The organism is Treponema brennaborense DSM 12168, from assembly GCF_000212415.1.
Lineage (GTDB): Bacteria > Spirochaetota > Spirochaetia > Treponematales > Treponemataceae > Treponema_F > Treponema_F brennaborense.
Genome location: NC_015500.1, coordinates 1,286,362 through 1,310,375, shown reverse-complemented (window position 1 = coordinate 1,310,375; position 24,014 = coordinate 1,286,362). Strand labels below are relative to the sequence as shown.

Genomic DNA, 24,014 nt, shown 5'->3' with positions numbered 1-24,014 from the left:
ACAATATACGCAGGTATTATCGAGTGTATCCGAAACGGCGTTCGTAGCATTTTCCGGCGGAATCGGCTATACTGGCAACATGGCAAAAAGGAAGAACGCAAAACACACGACAAAAACCGCAGCGGCGCGGTTTTTCAAAATCCTGCTGATATGTACGGTTGCCGCGGCAGCGCTGATCGGCCTTCGGCAGCAGTCGCCGACAGCACAAAGCGCCCCGGCTACACAAAGCACTCCGGCTACACAAAGCGCCCCGGCGGAGACGATGCGCCCGCTATTCCTTTCCGCAGACCTCGCACTGCCGGTCTGCGCGCGCACCGCCGACAGCCACGAAACGCACTCGTACGAAGGGTTCACGCTGTGCTACCGCGAAGCGTACGAACAGGCCGAATGGGTTGCGTATGAAATCAATCGCGCGGAACTGGTAAAAGAGGCGGCCCGTTCCGACAATTTCAGGGCCGATCCCGCCATCACCACCGGTTCGGCGACTCCCGCCGATTACAAAGGTTCCGGATACGACCGCGGGCACCTTGCCCCGGCGGCGGATATGGCGTTCAGCGCACAAGCGATGAGCGAATCGTTTTTGATGAGCAACATGAGTCCGCAAAAGCCCGGTTTTAACCGCGGCGTCTGGAAAGAATTGGAAAGCGCCGTGCGCGAATGGGTGCAGGAGTTCGGCAGCGTGTACGTCGTAAGCGGCCCGGTGTTGGAAAAAGCGACGTATCCGACCATCGGAGCAAACCGAGTCGCTGTTCCCGAATGGTATTACAAAGTGCTGTTCGTTCCCGTCGGTCCGGACGGAGCGCCGCGCATGGCAGCCTTTTTACTGCCGAACGAAACCTCCGATCGCGGATACGAAGCGTTTGCCGTTTCAGTCGATGAAGTCGAAGAACGAACCGGTCTCGACTTTTTCGCCGCACTCGACGACGCACTCGAAACCTCGCTTGAAGCGACCGTCGGCGGACTGCGGCACTGAGCGCCGCTTGCACCGATGAACGCCGCTTGCACCGATGAACGCCGCTCGCACCGATGAGCGCCACTTGCGGCGGAACTTTGAAAGCGGTATAGTGGTATAATATGAATACGTTTACGTTCCGCCGCACCGCACGGTCCGCCGATTCCCAAAACCGCCGCCTCGCCTGTCCTCATACGAACTGCACGCAGGCAGCATGCACGCCCTGCATGGAACCGGAACCGGATTCACCGCGAGCCGGCGAGCCGGATCACGTGTGCTGTACCCGCATCGAACGTCTGACGGTCAAATCGGGAGATACAGTCATCCTGAACGATGTCAACCTGCATATCCACTGCGGAGAGCTGACGGCTATTATCGGCCGAAACGGAGCCGGAAAAACGACGCTGCTGCGCGCCCTGCTCGGCGAAGTGCCGCACACCGGTGAAATCCGTTTCATGAAAGGCAAAGCGGCGTGCACGTCAAAACCGCGCTTCGGCTATGTACCGCAAAAACTGGCCGTAGAGCCGGGAAGCCCCGTTTCGGTCAGCGATCTGGTACGCGCGTGTGTATCGAAGCGGCCGGTCTGGTTTCCGGAACGCAAAAAAGACGCGGAATTGGTTGCGCGGATACTCTCCGCAACGGACACGCAGCGGCTTGCACACCGGCGCGTCTGCGACCTTTCCGGCGGCGAGATTCAGCGCGTTATGCTCGCCCTCGCCATTCAGCCGGTGCCGGACATTCTGCTGCTGGACGAACCGGTTTCCGGCGTAGACCGGGCGGGACTGGCCGTTTTTTACGAACTGGTTTCCGGGCTGCGCAAAACGAAAGATATTACGATACTGCTCATTTCACATGATTTGGATCTGATCGCCACGTACGCGGACCGCGTCGTACTCATCGATCGGGGGATTGCCGCGGCCGGTACGCCGGAAAAAGTATACGGCTCCGAAGCGTTCATCAAAACGTTCGGAAAAGGCGCCGGAGGTACGTTCTCATGAACTGGTGGTATGCGCTCGTTGACACGCTGTTTCCGTTCCGGTGGCTTGAACCGGCTTTTATGAAAAACGCCCTGCTTGCAGTTCTTGCGGCGGCGCCGCTGTTCGGCGGACTGGGCAGCTTCGTCGTTTCAAACAAAATGGCGTTTTTTTCCGACGCGATCGGACACTCGGCTTTAACCGGCATCGCGTTCGGCGTATTATTCGGCATACGCGAACCGCTCGTGTCGATGATTTTATTCAGTCTGATTTTGGGCTTTTCGATTATCAGCGTCAAAACGAAGGGAAAAAGTTCCGCCGATACGATCATCGGCGTGTTTTCGTCAACGGCGGTCGCGCTCGGCATCGTGCTGCTTTCAGCGACCGGCAGTTTTGCAAAATACCAGCGATATCTGATCGGAGACATTCTGAGTATTAAACCGTCGGAAATCGCGCTGCTGGCCGGCTCGGGGATACTCGCGCTGCTCGTATGGATTCTTCTATATAATAAAATGCTTTTGACCAATTTGCACCGGACGTTCGCAAAGAGCCGCGGCGTACGCGTGTTCGCAACCGAACAGTTGTTCGCGCTGCTGACCGCGCTGATCGTAACGGTTTCGATCCGCTGGACGGGTCTGCTCGTCATCAATTCACTGCTGGTGCTTCCGGCTGCCGCCGCGCGGCTGGTAACGCGTTCAAGCAGCCGGTTTCTGCTGACCGCGGTTCTCATTTCGATATTTTCATCCGTTGCGGGATTGGCAATATCGTTTTACGCGGGAGCCGCGGCGGGTGCCACGATCGTTTTGGTAAACGCCGCTTTATTTATCGGCTGTCTCATACTCAGCCTGATACGAAAATAGCGCAAAAAAGCCGGCGGTGTCGGCAAAAAAAGGCTGCCGGAAAACTTCCGGCAGCCTACTTGCAAAACTGGGTTTACAAGATTACAAAAGTGTTATATTAATCCGTTTACTTTCCGGAAACAGATTCCGCCAATGATTTCAGCAGTTGCGCGTCAACGTCGTGACCGTATTCCCAAATCATCACGCCGCCCAAACCTTTTCCGGCAGCGTACGAAGCTATTTCGGCAATCTGCTGTTCGTCCGTATAGCTGATAAAAATATCGCCGTTATACAGGAACGGGGCTTTCGCAACATCGTCCCAATACCGCGTATAACCGGATTCAGGTTTCAAAAATTCCTGCAAGTCGGGCCATGAAAGACCGTCAGGATATGCCGCTTCCGTATATTTCTGATACAAACCGTGAACACCGTTGTCCGCAGCGCCTTTCCACGCCCGTCCGTAAAACGCAAGACCGAGCACCAGTTTTTCCGGCGGAACACCCGCGTCCAGATACATGCGAACCGCCTGATCGGTACTCCAGCCGCCCCAATCGGGATCCGCCGGATTGTTCATCAAGTTCGCATTGTGTCCCGTCTGAGCGCTCCAGGCGCCGTAATAATCGTACGACATGAGTTTCATCGAGTCCACGATGGCTGCAAGCGCTACGACGTCTATTTTCTGCGGGTACCAGCTGCTCGCGGGTACGGCGACCGACAGCGAATACGATTTGCCGGTTTCTTTTCCCAGCGAATTGAGCGCGGAACGGATATCGCGCAGCAGCGTAAGATAGTTTTCCTTGTCGGCGGGCTGACATGATATCTCCTGCCCCCAATCGGGGCCGACCGGATATTCCCAATCGATATCCACGCCGTCGAGGCCGTACTGTTTCAGAAACGCCGTAATATGAGAAACGAAGCGGCCGCGTTTTACGTCGTTCGCCGCCACTTCCGAAAATCCGTCCGCTCCCCATCCGCCGAAAGAAACGTTCACTTTCAAATGCGGGTACGTTTTTTTGAGCGCGGCGACGTTTTTCCACACGTCGGGGAACGGCGTTTTTTTGTTTTCGATATCGGGGAAATAAATGTCGCCGGTATACACGCCGTTTTCCTGCTTCAAATGACCGAACGAAACGATCATGTCCGTCAGATAGCCGGCCTTTACGTCTTTGGCAGACCAGTGTCTGCCCTCGGCCATGGCTTCGGCAGTGGAACCGAGCGGCCACGTTCTGATATACGCCGCGATTTTCGGTCCGTCCGGATCAACATATGCTTTCGTACCGGCGCACCCGGTTACGGCGACCGCAGCGGTGATGCACGCTATACCGGCAAACACCCATTTATTCATAACAGCCTCCTCCAAACTCACGTTAGTAAGTTCAATGTACATACTATAATAACACGGGAATTTCCGGCTGTCAAATTTTAAATAGCGGACGTGCGTTTTCTCGGCGGGATGGCAACCGGTTGCGGGACGGCACGGCGTACGCGCAATCCCGCAACGGATTATTCGTGACTTTTACCGGTTACGCCCGGAACGCCGAAGCGGCTGCCCGGCCAGAACCGGAGAACCGTCGTGCCCAGAATGTCTTTCGCCGGCACGGACTGCGGCGCCATATTGGAGTAATAAGTTACCGAATAGAAGTCGTAGGGCGTAAGGGAAACGAGCGTTTCATCATATGAATGGCGCATATCCAGTGAATTGAACCGGTTGTCTCCCATCATAAAATATTCGCCCTCGGGAATATACCGGGCGGAGCCGTCTGCGGCGTTCGCGGGAAACACGGGCATGTTCCGGCGGTCGAGCAGCATGATGTACGAATTGAGCATCTGCGCCTCGGAAAGATACGAAGCACGTTCGGCGTCGAATTTCCAGTTCGCAGCCGGCACGCCCGAAACGATCAGTTCCGCGTTCCGCACGGCGAGGCGGCCGAACGTACGTTTAATCATCAGATTGAGCCGATAATTGGCGTCGCGGTACAAGTCGCCGCCGACGGGTTCCGGCGAATCGGTAAAACACGAAGAAGGCGCGTCGTCTATCCAGGAAGTCAGAAACGCATCCAGCCACGCGGCTCCGCCGGGAACGGAAAGCAGCCGCAGCGTGATTTCGTCGATACGTGAAAACAGCAGATACTCGAACATATCCGAATCCGAAAACAGCGACGGCGCCGCCGTAACGGAATCGGTTCCCGATAGCTTCGTACGAAGCGCGGCGAATCGCGCGCTCAGCGACAGCGTTTCGTCACGCGCCGCTTTGAAATCGAGCGCGTTGCGCTCCGCTTCGCAGGTTATCATGGACTCGTACTGCGATTCGGTAACGGGAACGCTCTGAATATCTGCGAGCAGCTTCGCCGGCAGCGCAGCCAAATTCCATTCGGCCCAGCGCGCGTCGGTTTGCACCGCTTCAAACTGTGCCGAAGCGGCGGTACGGCGGTATAAAACGCCGTCCTGCATCATAAGCTGTTCGCCGGGCAGACCGGTTACCCGCTTGACCAGCGGATCCGCTTTCAGGTTGCCGTTTTCGTCGACGTTCAGATTGACGCCGGTAAACGTCAACGTGTACACCAGCTGAGCTACGAACGTTTTGACTTCGGACTGGCGGTCTTTGGCGTAATGGGGATTGCGGAAAACGACGATATCGCCGCGGTCGTACGAGCGCAGCCGCGGAATGCCGACGTCCGACAACGGAAAACGCGGTCCCGACGCCGTTTTCAAAACGACGACGCGGTCGCGCACCAGAAATTCGGGAACCATCGACTCCGACGGAATCTCATACAATTGAATGATGAACACGTTCAGCAGCGCCACGGTAAACGCGGCTTGCACGAACGCATCGACCCATTCGAAAACTTCGCGCACGACCCGTTTTGCCTTGGAAGGATTCGGTGCCGGAAGCGAATCTTTGGCCACCTGCCAGACGGGATTCAAAGCAAAAACGCGCTTGTCGCTCAGAAAGTATGAAACGGCGATCGCAAGCGCCGTCAGCGCGATCCACAAGACGACGGAAACGACGTCGAACGCGTGAGAAGTACCGGTTTCGCCGGCTCGCCTGAATACGAATGACACCAGCATGACGAACGGCAGATACTGATATAATTTGCGGATCACACCGAGTTTCGCAACGGCGGAACGGCGCAGTAATTTACCGAAGGTAAAATATACCAGAACGGCGGTAAAAACCGCTGCAAGCGGAAATGCCGCGGCGGATATGTCCGGGCGAAACACAACGTTCAAAAGCGCGAAAGCGGCGCTGCACGCAAGGCTGCTGTATACCAGCACGGAAAACTTCTTCATACGGCGAGTATAGCAAAAAACGGAAAAATAGACTACAATTTCGGCATGGAAATTACGGAATTCGCTTTACTCGATACGGCGCAGGCACTCGCCCGTTTGGACAACGACAAGTCGTTGTACGCGGAATTGATAACGTTCTTTCTGAACGAACCGCCATTCACTGCCGAAACGCTGAGAAAACGGCTATCCGAGCCGGAAAACACCGGCCCTGCCCTGCTCAGTCCCGCGGCGCAATACGTGCACCGGATAAAAGGCGCGGCGGGCAATATCGGTGCTGACAAATTATACGCCGTCGCGGGTATGCTTGAACAAGTGCTGCGCGGCAAAGCGGACGGCAACGTTTCCGAACTGGCCGCACTCACGGAAACCTGCTATATCCGAACTGCAGCCGCACTGAAAAGCCTCGTTTTATAGCGGAATTCGAAGCGAATCCGGCGAACCGAAAACGCGGTGAAAGTTCAGCGCGATCGTTTCGGCCGCGTCCGCAGCCGGTACGTTCCGCAATCGTGCGAATTCTTCGTAAACCCGGACGATATCGCGCGGTAAAGTTTCCCGTTCGCCTTTAAGCGTCTGATACGGCGCGTCGGTTTCCGCAAGCAGCCGATTTTCGGGTAATTCGCACACGCACTTGACGGCGCGTTTATTGCCGTTCAGAATCGGTTTTCCGAATGAAAAATACGCGTTCACGCGCCGCTTCAAAAATCCCTGCGCTTCAACCGGAGAACCGGCGAACGAATGGAACACGACTGCCGGAAGCTTCGCAAGCAGCGGCGCTTCCCGGAACAGCAAGCCGAGCGCGCGCCGGCAATGGATTACGAGCGGCTTTTCATATCGGATCGCAAGCTCCAACTGAGCCGAAAACACTTCACGCTGGGCGTCCAATCGCACCGCGAATTCCGGCGCATACAAATCGAATCCCGCTTCGCCCACTGCGGAAATTCTATCTTCTTGTAAAAGCCGCTCCAAAAACGGCAAATACGCGCCGTCGGGATTCTGCGGATGAACGCCGTACGCGGGAACGACGCAGCCGCGGTACGAGCGTGCGGCGTCTTCAACAAGCGCGAACTCATCGGGCGCGTGCGCGCACGAACACACCGGAGAGCCTTCCACCGGCTGCCAAAAAGCGATATCGGCTATATGAATATGCGCATCCGTATACTGCATGAATTCCTCAAAAAAACCGTAAACCGACCGGCGGAACAGTCCGAAAATAAAGTATAAACGCTTGCAGCCCCTCGGCGGGAGCCGCCGGCACACCCATGAGAGCAAATGGAGGTAACCACACATGGACTTTTATACACTCAAAAGCGCTAACCCTTCCGATTATATGACAATCATGCGTGAAATGGAAGAAGGCTACGTGGTAAAAATCGTCCGCGACCGCGACGGTTATGAAGAAATCACCACCGATTTCCTGAGCAAGACGCTGTTCGACAGCTGTATCCGTACCGGATATCTCACGAAGATCGAAACACCCTGCAAACTTGCCGTCAACGCATAAGATAATGGATGAGACGGATTATTTTCAATCCGTCGAACCAGCATTGAAACGCAGTTTCAAGCGCCGAAGCAGTTTTATTGTTGCGGCGCAGTTTTTCCCACACGGAAAAAAAATTTTCATTTTCCAAAAAAGTATCGACTGCGCCTGCACTCCGTAAAAGCCGGCGGGACAATTCCGTTCCCGTACAATTTTCCGCGCAGGCGTCCGTAACGATACGGATACAGCGCGCAAGCTGTTCGTAGACGGCGTCAGGATATCCGGAAATTTCCACGGGAGCAGCCGAAACGGCGGCAGCCGCTTTATCGGTATCGGCAGCCGCCTTATCTGTATCGGCACGGGCACCGGCACCGGCAGTTCCCGGAGCGAAGCGCCCGCTTTGTTCCGCGTATGCGCTCAGTTCGGCAATTTTGCGCCCCGTTCCGAACGGTACCCGCTGCGATATCCGGGCGGAAGGATAGACCGTGCAGCCGAGTGCCGGCACCGCTTCGCGCGTACCGGGGTGCTGCGCAGCGCAGACTTTTATCAGCGCCTGCAAAAAATAAAAATCCTCACCTGCCGTCCTCACGTTCATACCGCCGCACGCCGCGTACGCTGCCGCGCTGCACACGATAGTCGGGCCGAGCGCCACCGGATAATATACGGACGCGCATTCGCGCAGGCGGCGGCTGTGTTCTTTTAAGAAGTATTCATAGCGGCGGACGGCGCTTTCCGCAGCGGGCGTTTCACCTCGCCGATGCGTAAAACCGGTAACGGCGGCGGCTATCCCGTTCCGTGCGCGCGCGGCGCGCAGAGCAAACGCGGACAAATCCGCCGCGTAATCGGGCGAGACCGTCGTATCCGCGTCCAAACACGCAATCACCGAAGCGCCCGCGGCGAGTGCGTAATCCATGCCGATTTTGCGTGCGAACCCGACGCCCTGCCCGTCCGGCAATTCACGGCCGCGCGACGCGCAGTCGATCGCTTCAAGCGGAACGGAATGCGGCGGAAACGCGGTGTCGGAACCGGCAAGCATGGCCAGACACGCGTCGTTATTGCGCCGTACCCGGTCGGGCGCGCCTGCGGTATTGTTTACCACGCAGATTACGCGGAACTGCAATTCCGGAAAATCGGACGGCGGGCTCGACTGCAAAAACGCGCGATATGAAGCGTCCACACTTCCGATCGTTTCATACAGTGCCGGATATTCGTCGCACACCGGAACGACGACGGCGACGCAAAGCGGCACGGAAGAGGCCGCACCGCGTTGATTTGCATCCGGCATCGGCACGTTTTTCGGGAAAAAAGGCTGTACGGAAGCGATCCGTTTTGAAAGATACTGTTCGATTATCCGCATGACGAGACGATTTGCATCGCTTGTGCGAACCGCTGTTCAACGGTTCCGGGAGAAAGCCAATATATCCGGACACCTTTGCGCTCCATGCCGCGAAACCAGGTTTCCTGCCGTTTGGCAAACTGTCCTATCGCAATATTGAGCGTGCGGAACAATTCGTCTTCGGATGGAATTTTTCCCTGTAGGTATTCGGCAATAAATCGGTATTCAAGACCGAGCCGCTCAAGCCGCTGCCACTCGACACCGCTTTCATATATCCGGCGCACTTCGTCTATCATACCGTCTTTCAAACGGGAACGCAGACGTTTGGTGATATTTTTCCGCAGCACGTCGCGCGGGAACGTCGTTCCCAGAATGAGCGGTTCAATATTCGGGCGCGGCGGCAGGGAAGCTTTCAGAATCTGCGCGTCACCGCTCTGACTGAATTCTTCTATTTCTATCGCGCGCAAAAGCCGGTGCCGTTCGGTCAGATCGGTACTGTTGTGCAGTTCCGGTTTCAAGTTCAGCAAGTACGCGGCGAGCTCTTCCATGGAACGGCCGGCAAGCCGGGCACGGAGCGCTTCGTTCGTCGGTACCTGCACCAAATCGTAGCCGCGCACGACGGCGTCCAAATACATACCCGTTCCGCCGGCAACGACCGGCAATTTGCCGCGCGACACCGTATCGGCAAACGCACGGTAAAAGTCCCGCTGATAGTCGAACACGCTGTATTCGGCGGGTAACGACGCAATATCGATCAAATGATACGGAACCGGGTGTACCGAACCGTCTTCACCGGTAAGGTTGAACTCGTCCAGATCTTTGCCGCTGCCGATATCAAGGGCGCGGTATACCTGCCGGGAATCGGCGGAAAGGATTTCGCCGTTCAGCGCGTCGGCCAAACGCACCGCGAGCGCGGTTTTTCCGCAGGCGGTCGGGCCGAGCACTATGACGCACGTATACATTACAGTACCCGCATGAGCGCGCATTTGAGGTATTCGGATTTCGGATACCCTGCGAGTACCGGATGATCGGGACCCGCGCCGCGTTTTGCAAAAATCTGTACGCGCCGGTGCGCGTCGGCTGCCGCGTGCATGATCATATCGTAAAACACCGTGTGATCGAAGAAGTGTGAACACGAACACGACACGAGGATTCCGCCGGGCGTAAGCAGCTTCATGGCGCGCAAATTTATTTCCTTATAGCCGCCGTACGCTTTTTCGATTTTTGCGGCGCTTTTGGCAAACGCCGGCGGATCGAGGATTATCAAATCGAACTGCCGCCCTTCGCTTTCATACTGTTTGAGCAGGTCGAACACGTCGGCGCACACCGCCTTCATCACGTGGCCCGCTTTGTTGCGTTCGATGTTCGATTCCACCAGGGAAACGGCTTCCGCGGAAATATCGACGGAGACAACTTCGCTCGCACCGCCGGCGACCGCGTTCAGACCGAACGCACCGGTATGCGTGAACGTGTCGAGCACGCGCCGCCCTTTTGCAAGCGACGCGACGACGCGGCGATTGTCTTTTTGGTCAAGGAAATAACCGGTTTTCTGACCGTTTTCGAGGTCAACGGTCAGATAGACGCCGTTTTCTTTTATCGTAATGATCGGATTATGCTCGGCACCGATCCAGCCTTTTTTCTGCTCGAGACCTTCAAGCTCGCGCACGGCGGCGTCGCTGCGCTCGTATATGCCGAACGGGCGGCACACCGTTCTGAGCGCGTCGATTATTTCGTCACGGAACACTTCTGCGGACAAACTCAAAAACTGGACGACGAGAAACACGCGGCCGGTTTCGTCGCAATACCGCTCCGCGATCAGGCCGGGAATCAAATCCGCTTCGGCAAACACAAGCCGGTAGGAATCGTTTTTATTATAGAAGAAAAAGCGCGCCTGAAACGCCGACTCGACGCGTTCGAGAATGAACGTACGGGAACGTTCGCCGTGCAGCGTTTCACGCTTGAGCGCGTCGCACGACTCACCGAATACGGTTTCGGGTTTGAGCGGAGTCAGAATACGTACGGTTATTTTAGAAGCGCGGTTTATGATGCCGGTTCCCAAAAATTGACCGCTTTTTGAATATACTTCAACGGGCGTACCGTCCGCAACGCTGCAGTCTTTCAGTTCGTGCTGAAAGCTGCCCGCACCGTCCGTATATTTGACGAACGCAATTTCATTATCAAACACCCAGGGAAAACCCTGGCGGATTTCGGTTTCTTCTTTCGATTTCAAAAACACACGGGGAAAGTTCATACGGTCATTTTCCACATTTTGGCTCGTTCAGTCAATGAGACGAGCGAATATCTTCGCAAACTCCGTACCGGAAACGGGGCACCGCAGTAAACTGAAAGAACAAGACCTCTTGCCCTCAGCGAAGAAAGCGGGTAAAATGAAATCATGTCGCGCCATTCGTCAGTTTCCGCACTCGTGCTGACTTCCCGTCAAGCGGGTGAGGACAACCGTATCATTACGCTGCTCAGTCCGGTACTCGGCGTGTTCGACGCCATGCTCTACGGCGGGCGAAAAAGCAAACTGCGCGCACTCGTTTCGCCGTGGCATTCGGGCACGGTGTGGCTGTATACGGATGAATCGAAAAAAAGCATTAAAATCACCGATTTCGATCCGAATGTGTTCAGACCGTCGCTCAGGGAAAACCTGTTCAAAAACATGGCCGCGTCCCTTGCAACGGAATTGGCCGTCAAAACGAAAGCGGCGGGAGAATACGGCAGTTGCTGGACGCTCGTATGCGCGTTTCTTGACGGATTGGAGTTTTCATCGGAAGCCGAAGGCCGAACGGGATTGCTGCGTTTTTTATGGCGATACCTGGGACTGCTCGGCGTCAAACCGGACGCGGACTGCTGCGTTCGCTGCGGTTCGCCGCTCACCGGCACGCAGCCGGACGAGGAAGGACGGCAGGCAGCTGCGGAATCCGTGCATAATCCGAGCGGATGTGCTATAGTATATTCGGCTGCGGAAAACGGATTTATCTGCCGCGAATGTACCGGTACGTCGGATACCGGTTTTCATATTCCCGAAGACGGCGTGCGGTATTTGCAGACTGTCGACGGCGGCGAACCGAAAGCGGCGCGGCACTGCCCGCTCACCCGCTCCGCGTTCGAACAGCTGCGGCTATTGCTTTTTTATCTTGTTTCGTCGGCAGCCGGCGGCAAGCTTAAAACGCTTGAATCAGGCGCCGGTATTTTATAATAGAAAAGTATGTTCGACACATACCGAACGGAATCCCTTTTCGGCCGCCGAGGCCGCGCCGGGAACGATCGTTTATAAGGAAAAACGGTAACGATGCTTTGTAACAAAAAAGAACTCTCAAAAGAAGTGGTGCACGAATTGCACAAGCGGTTTGCTTGTGATCCGCTCGCCGCTTCCATTTTAGCCCGGCGCGGTATCACGACCGGTGAAGATATCCAGTATTATCTGGAAAACGACGTGCGGTATCTGCACAGTCCGTTCCTGTTTTCCGCGATGGAAGACGCCGTGGACCGCATTCTGTCCGCAAAGGACGACGGCGAAAAGGTGCTCATATTCGGCGACCGCGACGTGGACGGCATTACCAGCACCGCGCTGTTATATCGTTGTTTGAGCGGTATGGGTATCGACGTACAGTGGCGCATTCCCACCGGCGACGACGGATACGGGCTTTCCCTGAAAGCAGTGGAAGAATTCGCCGCCGATTACGGCACGCTCATCATAACCGTAGACTGCGGTATTTCCAATACGACGGAAATAGCGCGCGCGGCGGAATTGAGTGTCGACGTTATCGTAACCGATCACCACAATCCGCCCGAACAGCTGCCGCCTGCGACGATCATCATAAATCCGAAACTTGCGGATTCCGGTTATCCGTTCAAAGACATTTCAGGCTGCGCCGTCGTGTACAAATTGGTTTCGGCGCTGCGTTTTTCCCGAAACGAATTATACAAGCAGGAAATCTGCCTGCTGAACGTGCGCCCCGTTAACGAAGCGTACGTCATCGAATGCATAAAAACGGTAAACATGACGGAAAAAGCCCGGCTCACCGAAACGATCACGCCGGGTCTCGTCCGCATCGAAAACACGCGGCTGATTCCCTTTTTGCGCGGTCAGCAGATATGCGTGTGGGATGCCGAACTGCAGCAAAAACAGCTTGCCAAAATATTCGGATCCGGTATCGAATTCAACATGCTCGATATCCGAAACGAAATTGCGGACGCGATTCCGGCCGTCCGCGGAGCCAGCCTGCTGCGTATACGCGAAATGTCGCGCATTCTGCGCTATCAGGACACTCCCGCTTCGGAACTGGACGGCTTTTTCAACATATTCGTTACGTTCATGCAGAAAAAAACCGCCGACGGCGAGGCTCTGCGCAAAAACCAGTTCGACTTGCAGCTGGTTATGCTCGCGGCCCTCGCCGACATCATGCCGCTTAAAAACGAAAACCGCATCCTCGTCCGTCAGGGGCTTGCGTCCATAAACGGCGGCGTTTTATGCCCGGGACTGACGGAACTGCTGGCCCGGCTCAATCTGCTCGGCAAAAAACTGAGCAGCACCGACGTTTCATGGAACGTCGTTCCCGTACTGAACGCGGCGGGACGGCTCGGACAGCCGGAATTGGCGGTAAAACTCTTTTTATCCGAAGATGCGAAGGAACGCGACGAAATCGCTTCCCGAATCATCCAGCTGAACAAAGACCGCCGGCAGCTCGGAAGCGATGCCTGGGGATATACGGAAAAACAGGCGTACGAAAGCTTCGAGCGGTTCGGACGGAAATTGGTCGTCGTCGTGGACGAACGCATCCACCGCGGCGTTTCCGGTATTCTGGCAGCGAATCTGGTCAAAGCGTTCAACGTACCGGCCATAGCCGTAACGTTTGTGGAAGACGGCACCGCCGTCGGTTCCATGCGTTCAACGCGCGGCTACGACGTTACCGAACTGCTCGCCCAATGCGGCGATCTGTTCATCAATCACGGCGGTCACAATTTTGCAGCCGGCTTCAGTTTGGTCAAGGAAAACGTCGTTCCGTTCACGGAGCGGCTCGCACAGTTGTCTTCGGGCATTGAACTTGGAGAAAACGATGAAAAACTACCGCAGGCCGACGCCGAAATTCCGCACGAATGGCTCACACCGGATTTGCTTAAAACCGTGGACTTGTTCGAGCCGTTCGGAGAAGAAAATCCGCCCCTGTTCTTTTTCAGCCGGAAGCTCAAGATTATCGGGGCGGACATTCTGGGAAAAACGGAAAAAAAACATTTGAAACTGACGCTTGCCGGCGGCAAAACGAAATGGCCCGCGCTGTATTGGAGCGCCGCCGAACGGCTGGGAACCGATTTTAACGTCGGCGATACCGTCGACGTTCTGTATCAAGTAAACCGCAATACGTTCAACGGAATGGAAACGGCGCAGCTCATTATCAATGCGCTGGAAAAATCCCGCTAGAAACCGAGTTCCGGTTCCGGCAGTACCAGTCGGAACCGATCGTTTCGTATCCGGTAAAAGATTCTTATTGACAGTAACAGCGGAGGGCTGTATCATAATAGAATATGTTAGACACCAATCAATTGCAACACATAAAGGAACTGTTCATAGGCTGTCAGTCGTTCTTCGTTTCTTTAGGCGATGAAATACGCCAGGAAATTCTGCTTCATCTGATAGACGCCGGTCTGCAAGGGCTGAACGTCGGTGAAATAAAGTCGAAAATGAAGCTTTCCCGCCCGGCAATTTCCCATCATCTGAAAATCCTCAAACAATCGGGAATCATTACGATCCGCAGGGAAGGAACGTCCAATTATTATTATATCAGCATCATAACACGGTTCGCGCAGCTCAAGGAATTGATGCTTTCTATCGAGGAAATACTCAACGATCCCGACGTAGACCGGGAGCTTGCCCAAATTTCCGCAAAAAACTGAACGTGATTCCGGCGCATCGATTCAGTTCCGTCCGAACGCGCGGATTTTATTTTTGAAACACTGTTCCATTTTTCAAAACATTGTGATATACTCTATTCATAAGAAATTCCATAAATCATGGTAAGGAGTACTAGTATGGATGCAATGCACATAAAAATGCGGGATATCGGAATCATTCCCGTAGTTAAAATCGACGACGCGGCGAAAGCGGTTCCGCTCGCTCAGGCACTGACCGCAGGCGGTATTCCCGCCGCAGAAGTTACGTTCCGGACAGCCGCAGCTGCGGACGCCATCAAAGCTATCGCGGACGCGTGTCCCGATATGCTCGTCGGAGCGGGAACCGTCATCAACGTGGAACTGGCAAAAAAAGCGATCGCCGCCGGTGCAAAATTCATCGTTTCACCGGGATTCAATCCTGCCGTCGTCGATTACTGTATTGCCCGCAACGTACCGATGATTCCCGGCGTTTCAAGTCCGAGTCAGATTGAAGCAGGTCTTGAAAAAGGACTGACCGTACTTAAATTTTTCCCCGCGGAACAGTCCGGCGGCGTTTCCATGCTGAGCGCGCTCTCAGGTCCCTTTCCGCAGGTAACGTTCATGCCCACCGGCGGTATCAGCGCAAAAAACGTGTCCGACTACGCCAAACTGAAAAACGTACTCGCCTGCGGCGGCAGCTGGATGGTCAAAGCCGACATGATAGACGCGGAGGATTGGGCGGGTATCACCGCGCTGTGCAAAGAAGCGGTAACCGCCATTCACGGTTTTACGTTCGCACATATGGGCCTCAATTCGGCTGATGAAAACGACGCGCACGAAACGGCAAACCTGTTCTCACTGTTCGGTTTCACCGCAAAAGAAGGAAACAGTTCCGTTTTCTGCAACACCGAATTCGAAGTGATGAAAAAGCCGTTCCGCGGCACAAAAGGTCACATCGGGCTCAAAACGTGGAATATCGAACGCGCGCTCGCCTATCTGGCGCAGTACGGGTTCAAACCCGTTATGGAAACCGCTTCCTATACGGGTACGGCGGGCAGCACGCCGCTTAAAGTCGTGTACCTTGACAAGGAAATCGGCGGTTTCGCCGTACATCTGATCCGGGCATAGGCACCGGGACGCAAAAAAAGCTGAAATCCGTAGCGGATTTCAGCTTTTTTATTATACAGCGAACGGCAAAAGCCGGTGCAAGCCGGCTCCGCTGCAATTACTTGCGTTTCAGATATTTTACGCTGTCGAGCGCAACGGCTGCAATGATAATGAAGCCCTTGAACACAAACTGCAAGTTCGTATCGATACCGAGGAACGTCAAGCAGTACGTCAGTCCGGTAAAGATGATAACGCCGAGTACCGCGCCGCCGATTTTACCGATACCGCCGTTGAACGAAATACCGCCGACGACGCACGCGGCGATGGCGTCGAGTTCGTATCCCTGTCCGGTACCGGCGCTCGCGTTCGCCTTGAACGCTTCAAAAAACGCACCGAAACCGTAGAAAATACCCGCCATGATGAACACGCCCATCGTTACTTTGAACACGCTGATACCGCTGACGCTCGCCGCTTCCGAGTTGCCGCCGACCGCGTACATGTTCTTGCCGAACGTCGTTTTGTTCCAGATAAACCAGGCGACGATAATCGCGATAACGGCCGGAATGATCAGTTTCGGGAACGTGATCAACTCTCCGTTCAGCACGCCCATAATCCAGCGGCCGCCGAACACGTCTTTGATACCGGCGTCGATGGAACCGACCGGCGTACCGCTCGTTCCGAAAAACAGCAAACCGTAAATGATAAGCTGCGTCGCGAGCGTCGAAATGAACGGATGTATTTTCAGCCGGGCGGAAAACACGCCGGCAAAAGAACTGAACAGAACGCACAATACGACGGAAATGGACAGCGCCATCAGAACGCGAACCGCCATCGGGATTGCGACGAAATTCCACGGTCCCATATTGAAGAACGTAACGATGTTCATGCCCGGATGCAGAATCAGCCCCGTTACGACGGCGCCCAAGGCGACCATGCGTCCGACGCTCAAGTCCGTACCGGCAAGCAGAATCAGTCCCGCAACGCCGAGCGCGTAGAACATACGGGTGGAAGACTGTTCCAGAATCGTAAAGATATTCGGCAGCGACAGCAGATTTCCGTTGCCGGAAAGCGGAGCCAAAACGATACAAACGATGAAAAATACCAAAATCGCAAGATACAGTCCGTTGTCAAGAAAAAACTTCGACATCTTGAACTTGTACACGTAATCTTTAATGTTCAGCACGATGTCTTCGGAAAATTTCGTCTTTCCGTTGCGCAGATTTCTGTTTTTCTGCACGTGATCGATGAACGCCTGATTTTTTGCATCTTTGCAGCGTTCAACGGAAGACGAATACCGGCTTTTCGCATCGAACAGTTCGGACTTCATTTCGTAGCGGCGGACGGCGATATCGTCCTTTAAAGCGGCGCGATCCGCTCTAGACGTTTTTCCCGCGTAGGAATCGCGGATTTTCCGCTCCGCGGCAATCGCTTCGTCTTTTATGGCGGCGAGTTCGGCAACATGCTCCTTTTTAAGCTGAGCCAATCGCACGTTTTCTTCCGCAACGACCCGATTTACGTATACGTCGGACAAGGCGTTCGCATACGCAACGGATTCTTTTACCAGCCGATTTTCCTCGGAACGGTTCGCCGCAGCCACTTTCTTGGCGGCGGCGATCTGCCGTTTATATTCCCCGATAATCTTTTCCTTATCGGCAACGTCGACCATCTTATTCTTTTTAAGCGTGGCGATTTCCTGTTTTAACGAGATGATCTTATTGACGCCGTCTTTCCGCAGGTTATGGAGCGTCTCCGTATATTCCTGCAGTTTCGTATCTTCATCCAGTGATTTTACTTCCGAAACATCAAATTTTTCACTCATGTGTCCTGCCCCCATAATTTACTTCATCACAAATATTTAGCAGAAAGTCTCAGCAAAGCTTCCTGATCGGTGTCCTGCGTGTTCACGATACCCGCCAGCCGGTGATTCGACATAACGGCTATCCGGTTCGTAATACCGAGTATTTCAGGCATCTCGCTGGAAACAACGATAATGGTCTTTCCTTCTTTGGCCATTTTGATAATCAGCTGATAAATTTCATATTTAGCGCCGACGTCGATACCGCGCGTCGGTTCGTCAAGAAGGAACACTTCCGGCTGGCGTTCAAGCCATTTACCGATAATGACTTTCTGCTGATTTCCGCCGCTCAGAGAACTTATCAACTCGTCGCAGGAAACGCATTTCGTTTTCATCGTTTTTATTTCACGATTCGCCGCTTCCTGCATTTTGCGGTTCGACAAAATGCCGAACGTCTTATAACTGTCAAGATTCGTAATCGTCGTATTGAACTGAATGGTATCTTTTCCGAACATACCGTTCAGTTTACGTTCTTCCGTTACCAGCGCAAAGCTGTACTCCATCGCTTCTTTACTGTTTTTGAAGCGGAGCTTTTTGCCGTTCATAATTATCTCGCCGGAAGCAATCGTTCTGATACCGAACAGGGACTCGAGCAATTCGCTGCGGCCGGCACCGACCAGTCCGTACAGCCCGAATATCTCACCTTTTTTTACCGTAAAGGAAATGTCTTCCAAAACCGGTTCATATTTTGTTGTAAGATTGCGGATTTCAAGGAAATCCTCGCCGGGCATATTATCGACGTCGGGAAAACGTTTATCAAGAGAGCGGCCTACCATCGCCGCTATAAGTTCGTTCATGTCGGTATCCGCGATCGGCTTGGAAAGGATCATCTTTCCGTCCCGAAGCACGGCTACTTCATCGCATATTTGAAAAATTTCGTCCATTTTGTGCGAAATATACACGAACGAAACACCTTTTTTTCTCAAATCGGTAACGATTGAAAACAGTTTGCTGACTTCACGTTCCGTCAGAGATGAAGTGGGTTCATCCAAAACGATGATTTTTGCATCGTATGAAACTGCTTTCGCTATTTCGACCATCTGCCGCTGCGAAACGGACATAGTACGCATAATGGTTTTAGGATTAACATTCATGTTAAGCGAGGCAAACAGTTTGTTGCTGGCTTTCAGCATTCTGGCTTCGTCCACGACCCCGGCCCGAGTCGGATAACGGCCTAAAAATAAATTGTCGGTTACGGTTCTGTCAAGGCACTGATTCAATTCCTGATGAACCATCGCCACGCCGTTTTCAAGCGCCTCTTTCGGATTTTTGAAATTGACCGGTTTATCAAGAAGAGAAAAAGAACCTTCATCTTTGGCATAAATACCGAAAAGACATTTCATCATCGTCGACTTTCCGGCGCCGTTTTCACCCATGAGACCTAAGACGGATCCTTTTTTTACCGTTAAATTGATACCGTCAAGAACTTTATTCTTGGCAAATGATTTTGAAAGGTTTTTTATCTCTAGTACTATATCATCCATAAAATATCCTCATTTGTCCGTTAAAAAATTACCACGTCTTTAAAAGACATGGTAATTTTTCGACACTAACATACTACTAGCACGGAAGCGGAGCGCTTTACCGATTTTCATCCGTTCGGCGTCTCCGCATCTTCTGCCAACCGGACTATATTAGTACTTCAATTTATCCGTATAGTCTCTTCCAGAGTTTGTCTTAACCATATTGATGGCGTAAGCATCGTAGTTGTTCAGGTTCGTGAACTTGTCCAAACAGCTGGATTCGTTCTGACCGTCACCCTGTACGACCGTCAAATTGATGTTCATCAGCGGAGCATAATACTGCAGCGCCGGCAGGTAAGAAGACGACAGGAAGTTATCGGCCGAGTTGTAAATGGTCAGCAGTACCTTTTTCGCAGGAGCCGCAGACTTTTTGATACCCGCGTCGCGGTTACCGGCAGTGTACTGTTTCCAGTTTGAAGAGTTAACGGGACCGTTCAGTGCGAACAGACCTTTAACGTCGGCTTTGTAATCAACAGCCGGAGTAATTTTGTTTCCGTACTGATCGGCGGTGGTGATACCTTTCGTGTATACGTCCGCGCCGGTCAGACCGTCGAGCAGATTGCGGAGCACCTGAAGAGTTCCCGCAGCCTGAGCGTCAACGTTCTGGGAAACGGTTCCGGTCAGTTTTCCGGCGCCGATAGCTTCGATAGCATCCGCGTTGGCGTCATATCCGAAAATCGGAACGCCGGCCGGATAGTTGGAAGCCTGCAGACAACCCATCGCCATACCGTCGTTGTTTGAAACGACCATGTCGATATTCGTGCCGAATTTCGTTGCCCATCCGCCCATAGCTTCAGTGGCCGCGTTGGCGTTCCAGGTTGAACCGTCGGTACCGGTCATGGCTTTACCTTCAAGTTCTACGACTTTGAACGTCTTGCCACCGACTACAACGGAACCCTCTTTTACTTTTCCCGGATCAGTCGAGCCGGACCAGGTTCCCAGCGCTTTGCGGATACCTTCGGTACGGGCTTTGGAGTCGTTGTGTCCGACGTCGCCGATGCACAATACGTAACCGATAACACCGTCGCCGTTGCGGTCGATTTTTTTCGCGTCAGCCGAGCTGAGGAAATCCGTGATCAGTTTTCCCTGTACGGCTCCACCGCCGGCAGCGTCAAATCCGACGTAATATGTTTTATCATTCCAATTCATCGACGCCATATCGATGGCACCTGTCGTAGGATCAGACGGCTGTCTGTTAAAGAAAACCAGCGGTTTATCTTTGTTCAGAACAACACTACCGGCATCTTTTCCGCCGCCGGCGAAAACGAGACCGCTGACCAAAGCCAGTACCAATACAGTACAAGTAAGTTTTTTCATCTTTGCTCCTCCAAGTAAAGAAAATATGAACACGCCGTTTCAAACGCGTGTTCGTTAACACTCTTGTTAAATCATTTATACACCTGTTTCAGAAATCTGTCAAATACTTTTTCGCGAAATCAATAAAAAAACGCCCATTCCGGTTAAAAAATCGTTAAATTGATCCGTAAGGTGATGTCTGCGCCTCCTCCGAATGAAAGAAACGGTAAATTCGGCGTTATTTTTACTTATAAATAACTTGCTGAAACGGCGAATCGGGTATACAATAGCAATGTGTACGTTAACACGCTTAGGTTTAACTGACGGAGTTGTATATGACTATTACGGAAATAGCGGAAAAGGCAGGCGTTTCGATAGGCACCGTAGACCGGGTTCTGCACAAACGCGGCAGAGTCGCCGAAAAAACCCGGCACACCGTGGAAGCCGTAATAGCCGAATACGGATACGCCCCGAACCCCATCGCGCGGACACTGAAACAGAACAAACCGTTTCTGATAGGAGTGCTCATGCCGCCGCCGGATTCCGGTTCCGGCTATTGGGCGATGATCCTGCACGGTATGAAAGAAGCGGAAGAAACGCTGCAGCCGTTCGGCATCACGCTGCTGTACGAATACTTCAACCGAACGGAACGGGGATCGCTGCTCGACGCGGCGCGGAAACTGCTGGAACGGCCGATTCAGGCCATGATTCTGGCTCCGATAGTTCCCGATGAAGCGGCGGAACTGACTGCCCGGCTGGCCCGAATTCCGTACGTGTTCGTCGACTCGCCGCTGCCCAAAGCGTCTCCGCTCACCACTATCGCGCAGAATCCGTACCGCGGCGGACAGTGCGCGGGACACATCATGAAACTGCTGAAAGGCAGCGGTCAATTCACCGCGCTCAGAATATACGCCGACGCGTACAATCTGTGCGAGCGGCATCGCGGATTCTGTGATTTTTTCCGGCAGGACGCCGGTTCCACCGTGATAGAATCGGTGTGCCACGCGGAATCGAACGAAGGAATTTTCAATTTCCTCGACGAACTGTTCGCCATATATCCCGATATAAACGGTATTTTCGTCACGCACACGGAAGGGTTTATCGTCGGTCAGTATTTGTGTTATTCAAACAGGAAAGACCGCGTCGCGCTCATCAGCTACGACATGCAGGAACAGAACACGCACGGTCTTTTAAATGGCAACATCGACTGCATCATTTCACAGCGACCCGAATATCAGGGATACAACAGCGTGTACGAAATCTACAAAAGCAGTTTACTCTCGCAGAAGCGGCCGGCCCGGATATCCGTGCCGATCGACATTCTGTTCAAGGAAAACGCAAGCGACTATCTGTCGCCCCTGCACTACTGAAATCCGACGGCTCAAACGCCGCCGGTTTGCACAAGCACGGTTTTCAGTACCGCAAGACCGCGTTCGATCTCGGCGTCCGTGATAACGAGCGGCGGCAGAAAACGCAGCGTGTTGACGCCGGCCGTTGAAATGCACAATCCCGATTCAAGACACGATTTCTGAACGGCGGCGGCCAACTGCGCCACGTCGACGCCGATCATCAGCCCTTTGCCCCGCACTTCTTTTACGCACGGAAGCTGCCAGCCGCGCACCGTCTGGCGGATATATTCACCGGCACGGCGAACGCGATCCAAAAATCCGGGAGCACGCAGCTCGCGCAGCACGACGCGGCCGGCTGCGCACGCAAGCGGATTGCCGCCGAACGTGGACTGATGATCACCGGCAGCGAACACGTCGCGCGCTTTTCCCCGGAACAGGCAGGCACCCATCGGCACGCCGCCGGCGATGCCTTTCGCCGTCGTGACGACGTCCGGCTGCACGCCGAGTTCTTCCGAAGCGAACAGATATCCGGTGCGTCCCATGCCCGTCTGCACTTCGTCGCACATGACGAGCGCACCGGCTTTGCGGGCGGCGGCGGCGGCGGCTTGCGCCCATTCGGCGTCGATAAGGTTGACGCCGCCTTCGCCTTGTACGCATTCGATCAAAAGCGCGCACACCGAACCGTCGAAAACGGTGTCCAGCGCATCGTAATCGCCCGCGCGGATATGACGGAAACCGCCGGGGAAAGGTTCAAAACACGGCGCGTGGAATTTTTCCTGACCGGTCGCGCGCAGCGTTGCCAGCGTGCGTCCGTGAAACGATTTTTCAAGCGTTACGATTACGTTGCGCGTTTCCGCCGCTGACGCGCCGCCGTTCACCGCTGATGCGCCGCCGCAAAGCCAACCGTACTTGCGGGCGAGTTTTATGGCGGCTTCGTTCGCTTCCGCTCCCGAATTGCCGAAAAACACCCGTTCCATACCGCTCGCCGCGAGCAGTTCGTTCGCGAACGCAAGCCCTTCGTCGGAGTTATAATAGTTGGAAATATGAATCTGTTTGGCAGCCTGCTCCTGCACCGCTTTTACCAGCGCCGGGTGCGCGTGCCCCAAACAATTGACGCCGATCCCCGAAACGAAATCGACGTAATCCTTTCCGTCAGTATCGGTCAGCACGGAACCGTTTCCGTGCGAAAACACAACGGGAAAACTCCCGTAATTATTCGCTATGACGCCTGCCATACTCAGCCCCTTTTTATTATCGTTTCCATTATAATATCATCGTGCCTACGCCGCGATCGCTGAACATTTCTATTAAAAGCGAATGAGGAACGCGGCCGTCGATAATGTGCGTACGGGGAACGCCGCCTTTGAGCGCCTCGAAGCAGCATTCTATTTTGGGAATCATCCCCGATGAAATCACGCCGGTCGCAATCATCGACGGAATCGCTTCACGCGCAATCCTTTTGATCAGGGAAGACGGATCGCCGACGTCGCGTAAAACGCCCGGCACGTTCGTCAGCTGTACGAATTTTTCGGCCTTCAGCGCGACGGCAATTTTGGCGGCCGCAGTGTCGGCGTTGATATTGTAACGGCTCATGTCGCCCTGTTCGCCGAGCGCAACCGTTGAAATGACGGGGATAAATCCCTGATCCAGCAGCGACTGCACGATCTCCGGATGTACTTCCGTCACTTCTCCGACGAAACCGAGGTCGGCTCCGTCTTTGTCGATCTTTTTCGCACGGAGCAGGCCCGAATCGACGCCGCTCAAACCGACAGCTTTGCCGCCTTCCTGCAGGAGAATGCCGACGATATCCTTGTTCAGTTTACCGGTAAGCACCATCTGCACGATTTCCATCGTTTCGGCGTCGGTGTATCGCAGTCCGTTGACGAATTTCGATTCTTTGCCGACCTTTCCGAGCATCGCGTTGATTTCGGGTCCGCCGCCGTGAACGAGCACGACGTGAACGCCGATCGTGTTCAGCAGCACGATATCTTCCATAACGGCGGCTTTCAGTTCTTCGTTGAGCATCGCGTTGCCGCCGTATTTGACGACGACCGTCTTGCCCGCGTATTGTTTAAAATACGGCAGCGCCTGAACGAGCACGTCCGCCCAATCTGTGTTCGATATAGCCATCTGTATTC

General features: G+C 54.0%; 21 protein-coding genes. 10 read left to right on the top strand and 11 right to left on the bottom strand.

From position 1 onward, the window contains the following. The first annotated feature begins 79 nt into the window (after window positions 1–79). The 3 genes from TREBR_RS05635 (at window position 80) to TREBR_RS05625 (ending at window position 2,786) form a co-directional block, all read left to right on the top strand. Window positions 80–973, top strand: coding sequence for a DNA/RNA non-specific endonuclease (locus tag TREBR_RS05635; protein ID WP_013758240.1), 894 nt, complete (start codon window positions 80–82; stop codon window positions 971–973). 101 nt (window positions 974–1,074) lie between these two features. Further along, entirely contained in the window at window positions 1,075–1,950 is an 876-nt protein-coding gene (locus TREBR_RS05630; protein ID WP_013758239.1) for a metal ABC transporter ATP-binding protein, read from the top strand. Continuing rightward, window positions 1,947–2,786: a metal ABC transporter permease gene (locus TREBR_RS05625; protein WP_013758238.1), complete on the top strand. Its 840-nt coding sequence runs from the start codon at window positions 1,947–1,949 to the stop codon at window positions 2,784–2,786. Before TREBR_RS05630 ends, TREBR_RS05625 begins: the two co-directional genes overlap by 4 nt. A gap of 106 nt (window positions 2,787–2,892) precedes the next feature. Here the strand turns inward: TREBR_RS05625 and TREBR_RS05620 are convergent, their stop codons facing one another. After that, the gene (locus tag TREBR_RS05620) at window positions 2,893–4,110 is read right to left on the bottom strand and encodes a glycoside hydrolase family 18 protein (RefSeq protein ID WP_013758237.1); all 1,218 of its coding nucleotides are present in this window, start codon (window positions 4,108–4,110) and stop codon (window positions 2,893–2,895) included. Window positions 4,111–4,268: 158 nt separating this feature from the next. Then, complete coding sequence (gene lepB, locus TREBR_RS05615) at window positions 4,269–6,056, bottom strand: signal peptidase I (protein ID WP_013758236.1); 1,788 nt, start codon at window positions 6,054–6,056, stop codon at window positions 4,269–4,271. Window positions 6,057–6,101: 45 nt separating this feature from the next. On the opposite strand from lepB, the gene TREBR_RS05610 reads away from it, so the two are divergent. Continuing rightward, on the top strand, window positions 6,102–6,470 hold the full coding sequence (locus TREBR_RS05610; RefSeq protein WP_013758235.1) for an Hpt domain-containing protein: 369 nt from the start codon (window positions 6,102–6,104) through the stop codon (window positions 6,468–6,470). On the opposite strand, the gene TREBR_RS05605 is transcribed toward TREBR_RS05610, so the two are convergent. Further along, window positions 6,465–7,220, bottom strand: a complete 756-nt coding sequence (locus TREBR_RS05605; protein WP_013758234.1) for a TatD family hydrolase — start codon at window positions 7,218–7,220, stop codon at window positions 6,465–6,467. The two genes, TREBR_RS05610 and TREBR_RS05605, sit on opposite strands and share 6 nt — an antisense overlap. Before the next feature lie 121 nt (window positions 7,221–7,341). On the opposite strand from TREBR_RS05605, the gene TREBR_RS05600 reads away from it, so the two are divergent. Then, window positions 7,342–7,557 carry a hypothetical protein gene (locus TREBR_RS05600; protein ID WP_013758233.1) on the top strand — a complete coding sequence of 72 codons (216 nt, stop codon included), beginning with the start codon at window positions 7,342–7,344 and terminating at the stop codon, window positions 7,555–7,557. On the opposite strand, the gene TREBR_RS13560 is transcribed toward TREBR_RS05600, so the two are convergent. Genes TREBR_RS13560 through TREBR_RS05585 form a run of 3 tightly spaced genes read right to left on the bottom strand, consistent with a single transcriptional unit; the run spans window position 7,547 to window position 11,120 of the window. Further along, on the bottom strand, window positions 7,547–8,890 hold the full coding sequence (locus tag TREBR_RS13560) for a glycosyltransferase family 2 protein (RefSeq protein ID WP_013758232.1): 1,344 nt from the start codon (window positions 8,888–8,890) through the stop codon (window positions 7,547–7,549). The two genes, TREBR_RS05600 and TREBR_RS13560, sit on opposite strands and share 11 nt — an antisense overlap. Continuing rightward, a complete protein-coding gene (gene miaA / locus TREBR_RS05590) occupies window positions 8,881–9,831 on the bottom strand; it encodes a tRNA (adenosine(37)-N6)-dimethylallyltransferase MiaA (protein WP_013758231.1) in 951 nt (316 codons plus the stop codon). Before miaA ends, TREBR_RS13560 begins: the two co-directional genes overlap by 10 nt. Then, the gene (locus TREBR_RS05585) at window positions 9,831–11,120 is read right to left on the bottom strand and encodes a class I SAM-dependent rRNA methyltransferase (protein WP_013758230.1); all 1,290 of its coding nucleotides are present in this window, start codon (window positions 11,118–11,120) and stop codon (window positions 9,831–9,833) included. The genes miaA and TREBR_RS05585 overlap by 1 nt, the downstream gene beginning before the upstream one ends. 144 nt (window positions 11,121–11,264) lie before the next feature. Here TREBR_RS05585 and recO point away from each other — a divergent pair, with 144 nt between their 5' ends. The 4 genes from recO (at window position 11,265) to eda (ending at window position 15,874) form a co-directional block, all read left to right on the top strand. Further along, on the top strand, window positions 11,265–12,074 hold the full coding sequence (gene recO, locus TREBR_RS05580; RefSeq protein WP_013758229.1) for a DNA repair protein RecO: 810 nt from the start codon (window positions 11,265–11,267) through the stop codon (window positions 12,072–12,074). A 93-nt stretch (window positions 12,075–12,167) separates the two neighbouring features. Beyond that, the gene (gene recJ, locus TREBR_RS05575) at window positions 12,168–14,297 is read left to right on the top strand and encodes a single-stranded-DNA-specific exonuclease RecJ (RefSeq protein ID WP_013758228.1); all 2,130 of its coding nucleotides are present in this window, start codon (window positions 12,168–12,170) and stop codon (window positions 14,295–14,297) included. 104 nt (window positions 14,298–14,401) lie between these two features. After that, the gene (locus tag TREBR_RS05570; protein ID WP_013758227.1) at window positions 14,402–14,770 is read left to right on the top strand and encodes an ArsR/SmtB family transcription factor; all 369 of its coding nucleotides are present in this window, start codon (window positions 14,402–14,404) and stop codon (window positions 14,768–14,770) included. Between the two features lie 135 nt (window positions 14,771–14,905). Further along, window positions 14,906–15,874 (top strand): bifunctional 4-hydroxy-2-oxoglutarate aldolase/2-dehydro-3-deoxy-phosphogluconate aldolase, encoded by a 969-nt coding sequence (gene eda, locus TREBR_RS05565; protein WP_013758226.1) that lies wholly within the window; start codon window positions 14,906–14,908, stop codon window positions 15,872–15,874. 97 nt (window positions 15,875–15,971) lie between these two features. Here eda and TREBR_RS05560 read toward each other — a convergent pair whose 3' ends face one another. The 3 genes from TREBR_RS05560 to TREBR_RS05550 form a co-directional block, all read right to left on the bottom strand. Beyond that, window positions 15,972–17,672, bottom strand: a complete 1,701-nt coding sequence (locus TREBR_RS05560) for a galactose/methyl galactoside ABC transporter permease MglC (RefSeq protein WP_013758225.1) — start codon at window positions 17,670–17,672, stop codon at window positions 15,972–15,974. A gap of 26 nt (window positions 17,673–17,698) precedes the next feature. After that, the gene (locus tag TREBR_RS05555) at window positions 17,699–19,192 is read right to left on the bottom strand and encodes a sugar ABC transporter ATP-binding protein (RefSeq protein ID WP_013758224.1); all 1,494 of its coding nucleotides are present in this window, start codon (window positions 19,190–19,192) and stop codon (window positions 17,699–17,701) included. Window positions 19,193–19,342: 150 nt separating this feature from the next. Then, a complete protein-coding gene (locus tag TREBR_RS05550) occupies window positions 19,343–20,548 on the bottom strand; it encodes a substrate-binding domain-containing protein (RefSeq protein ID WP_013758223.1) in 1,206 nt (401 codons plus the stop codon). A 314-nt stretch (window positions 20,549–20,862) separates the two neighbouring features. Here TREBR_RS05550 and TREBR_RS05545 point away from each other — a divergent pair, with 314 nt between their 5' ends. Then, window positions 20,863–21,897 carry a LacI family DNA-binding transcriptional regulator gene (locus TREBR_RS05545; RefSeq protein WP_013758222.1) on the top strand — a complete coding sequence of 345 codons (1,035 nt, stop codon included), beginning with the start codon at window positions 20,863–20,865 and terminating at the stop codon, window positions 21,895–21,897. An 11-nt stretch (window positions 21,898–21,908) separates the two neighbouring features. On the opposite strand, the gene TREBR_RS05540 is transcribed toward TREBR_RS05545, so the two are convergent. Both TREBR_RS05540 and argB read right to left on the bottom strand, forming a co-directional pair. Next, a complete protein-coding gene (locus TREBR_RS05540) occupies window positions 21,909–23,111 on the bottom strand; it encodes an acetylornithine/succinylornithine family transaminase (RefSeq protein WP_013758221.1) in 1,203 nt (400 codons plus the stop codon). A 28-nt stretch (window positions 23,112–23,139) separates the two neighbouring features. Next, window positions 23,140–24,006 (bottom strand): acetylglutamate kinase, encoded by an 867-nt coding sequence (gene argB / locus TREBR_RS05535; protein ID WP_013758220.1) that lies wholly within the window; start codon window positions 24,004–24,006, stop codon window positions 23,140–23,142. Window positions 24,007–24,014 lie beyond the last annotated feature (8 nt).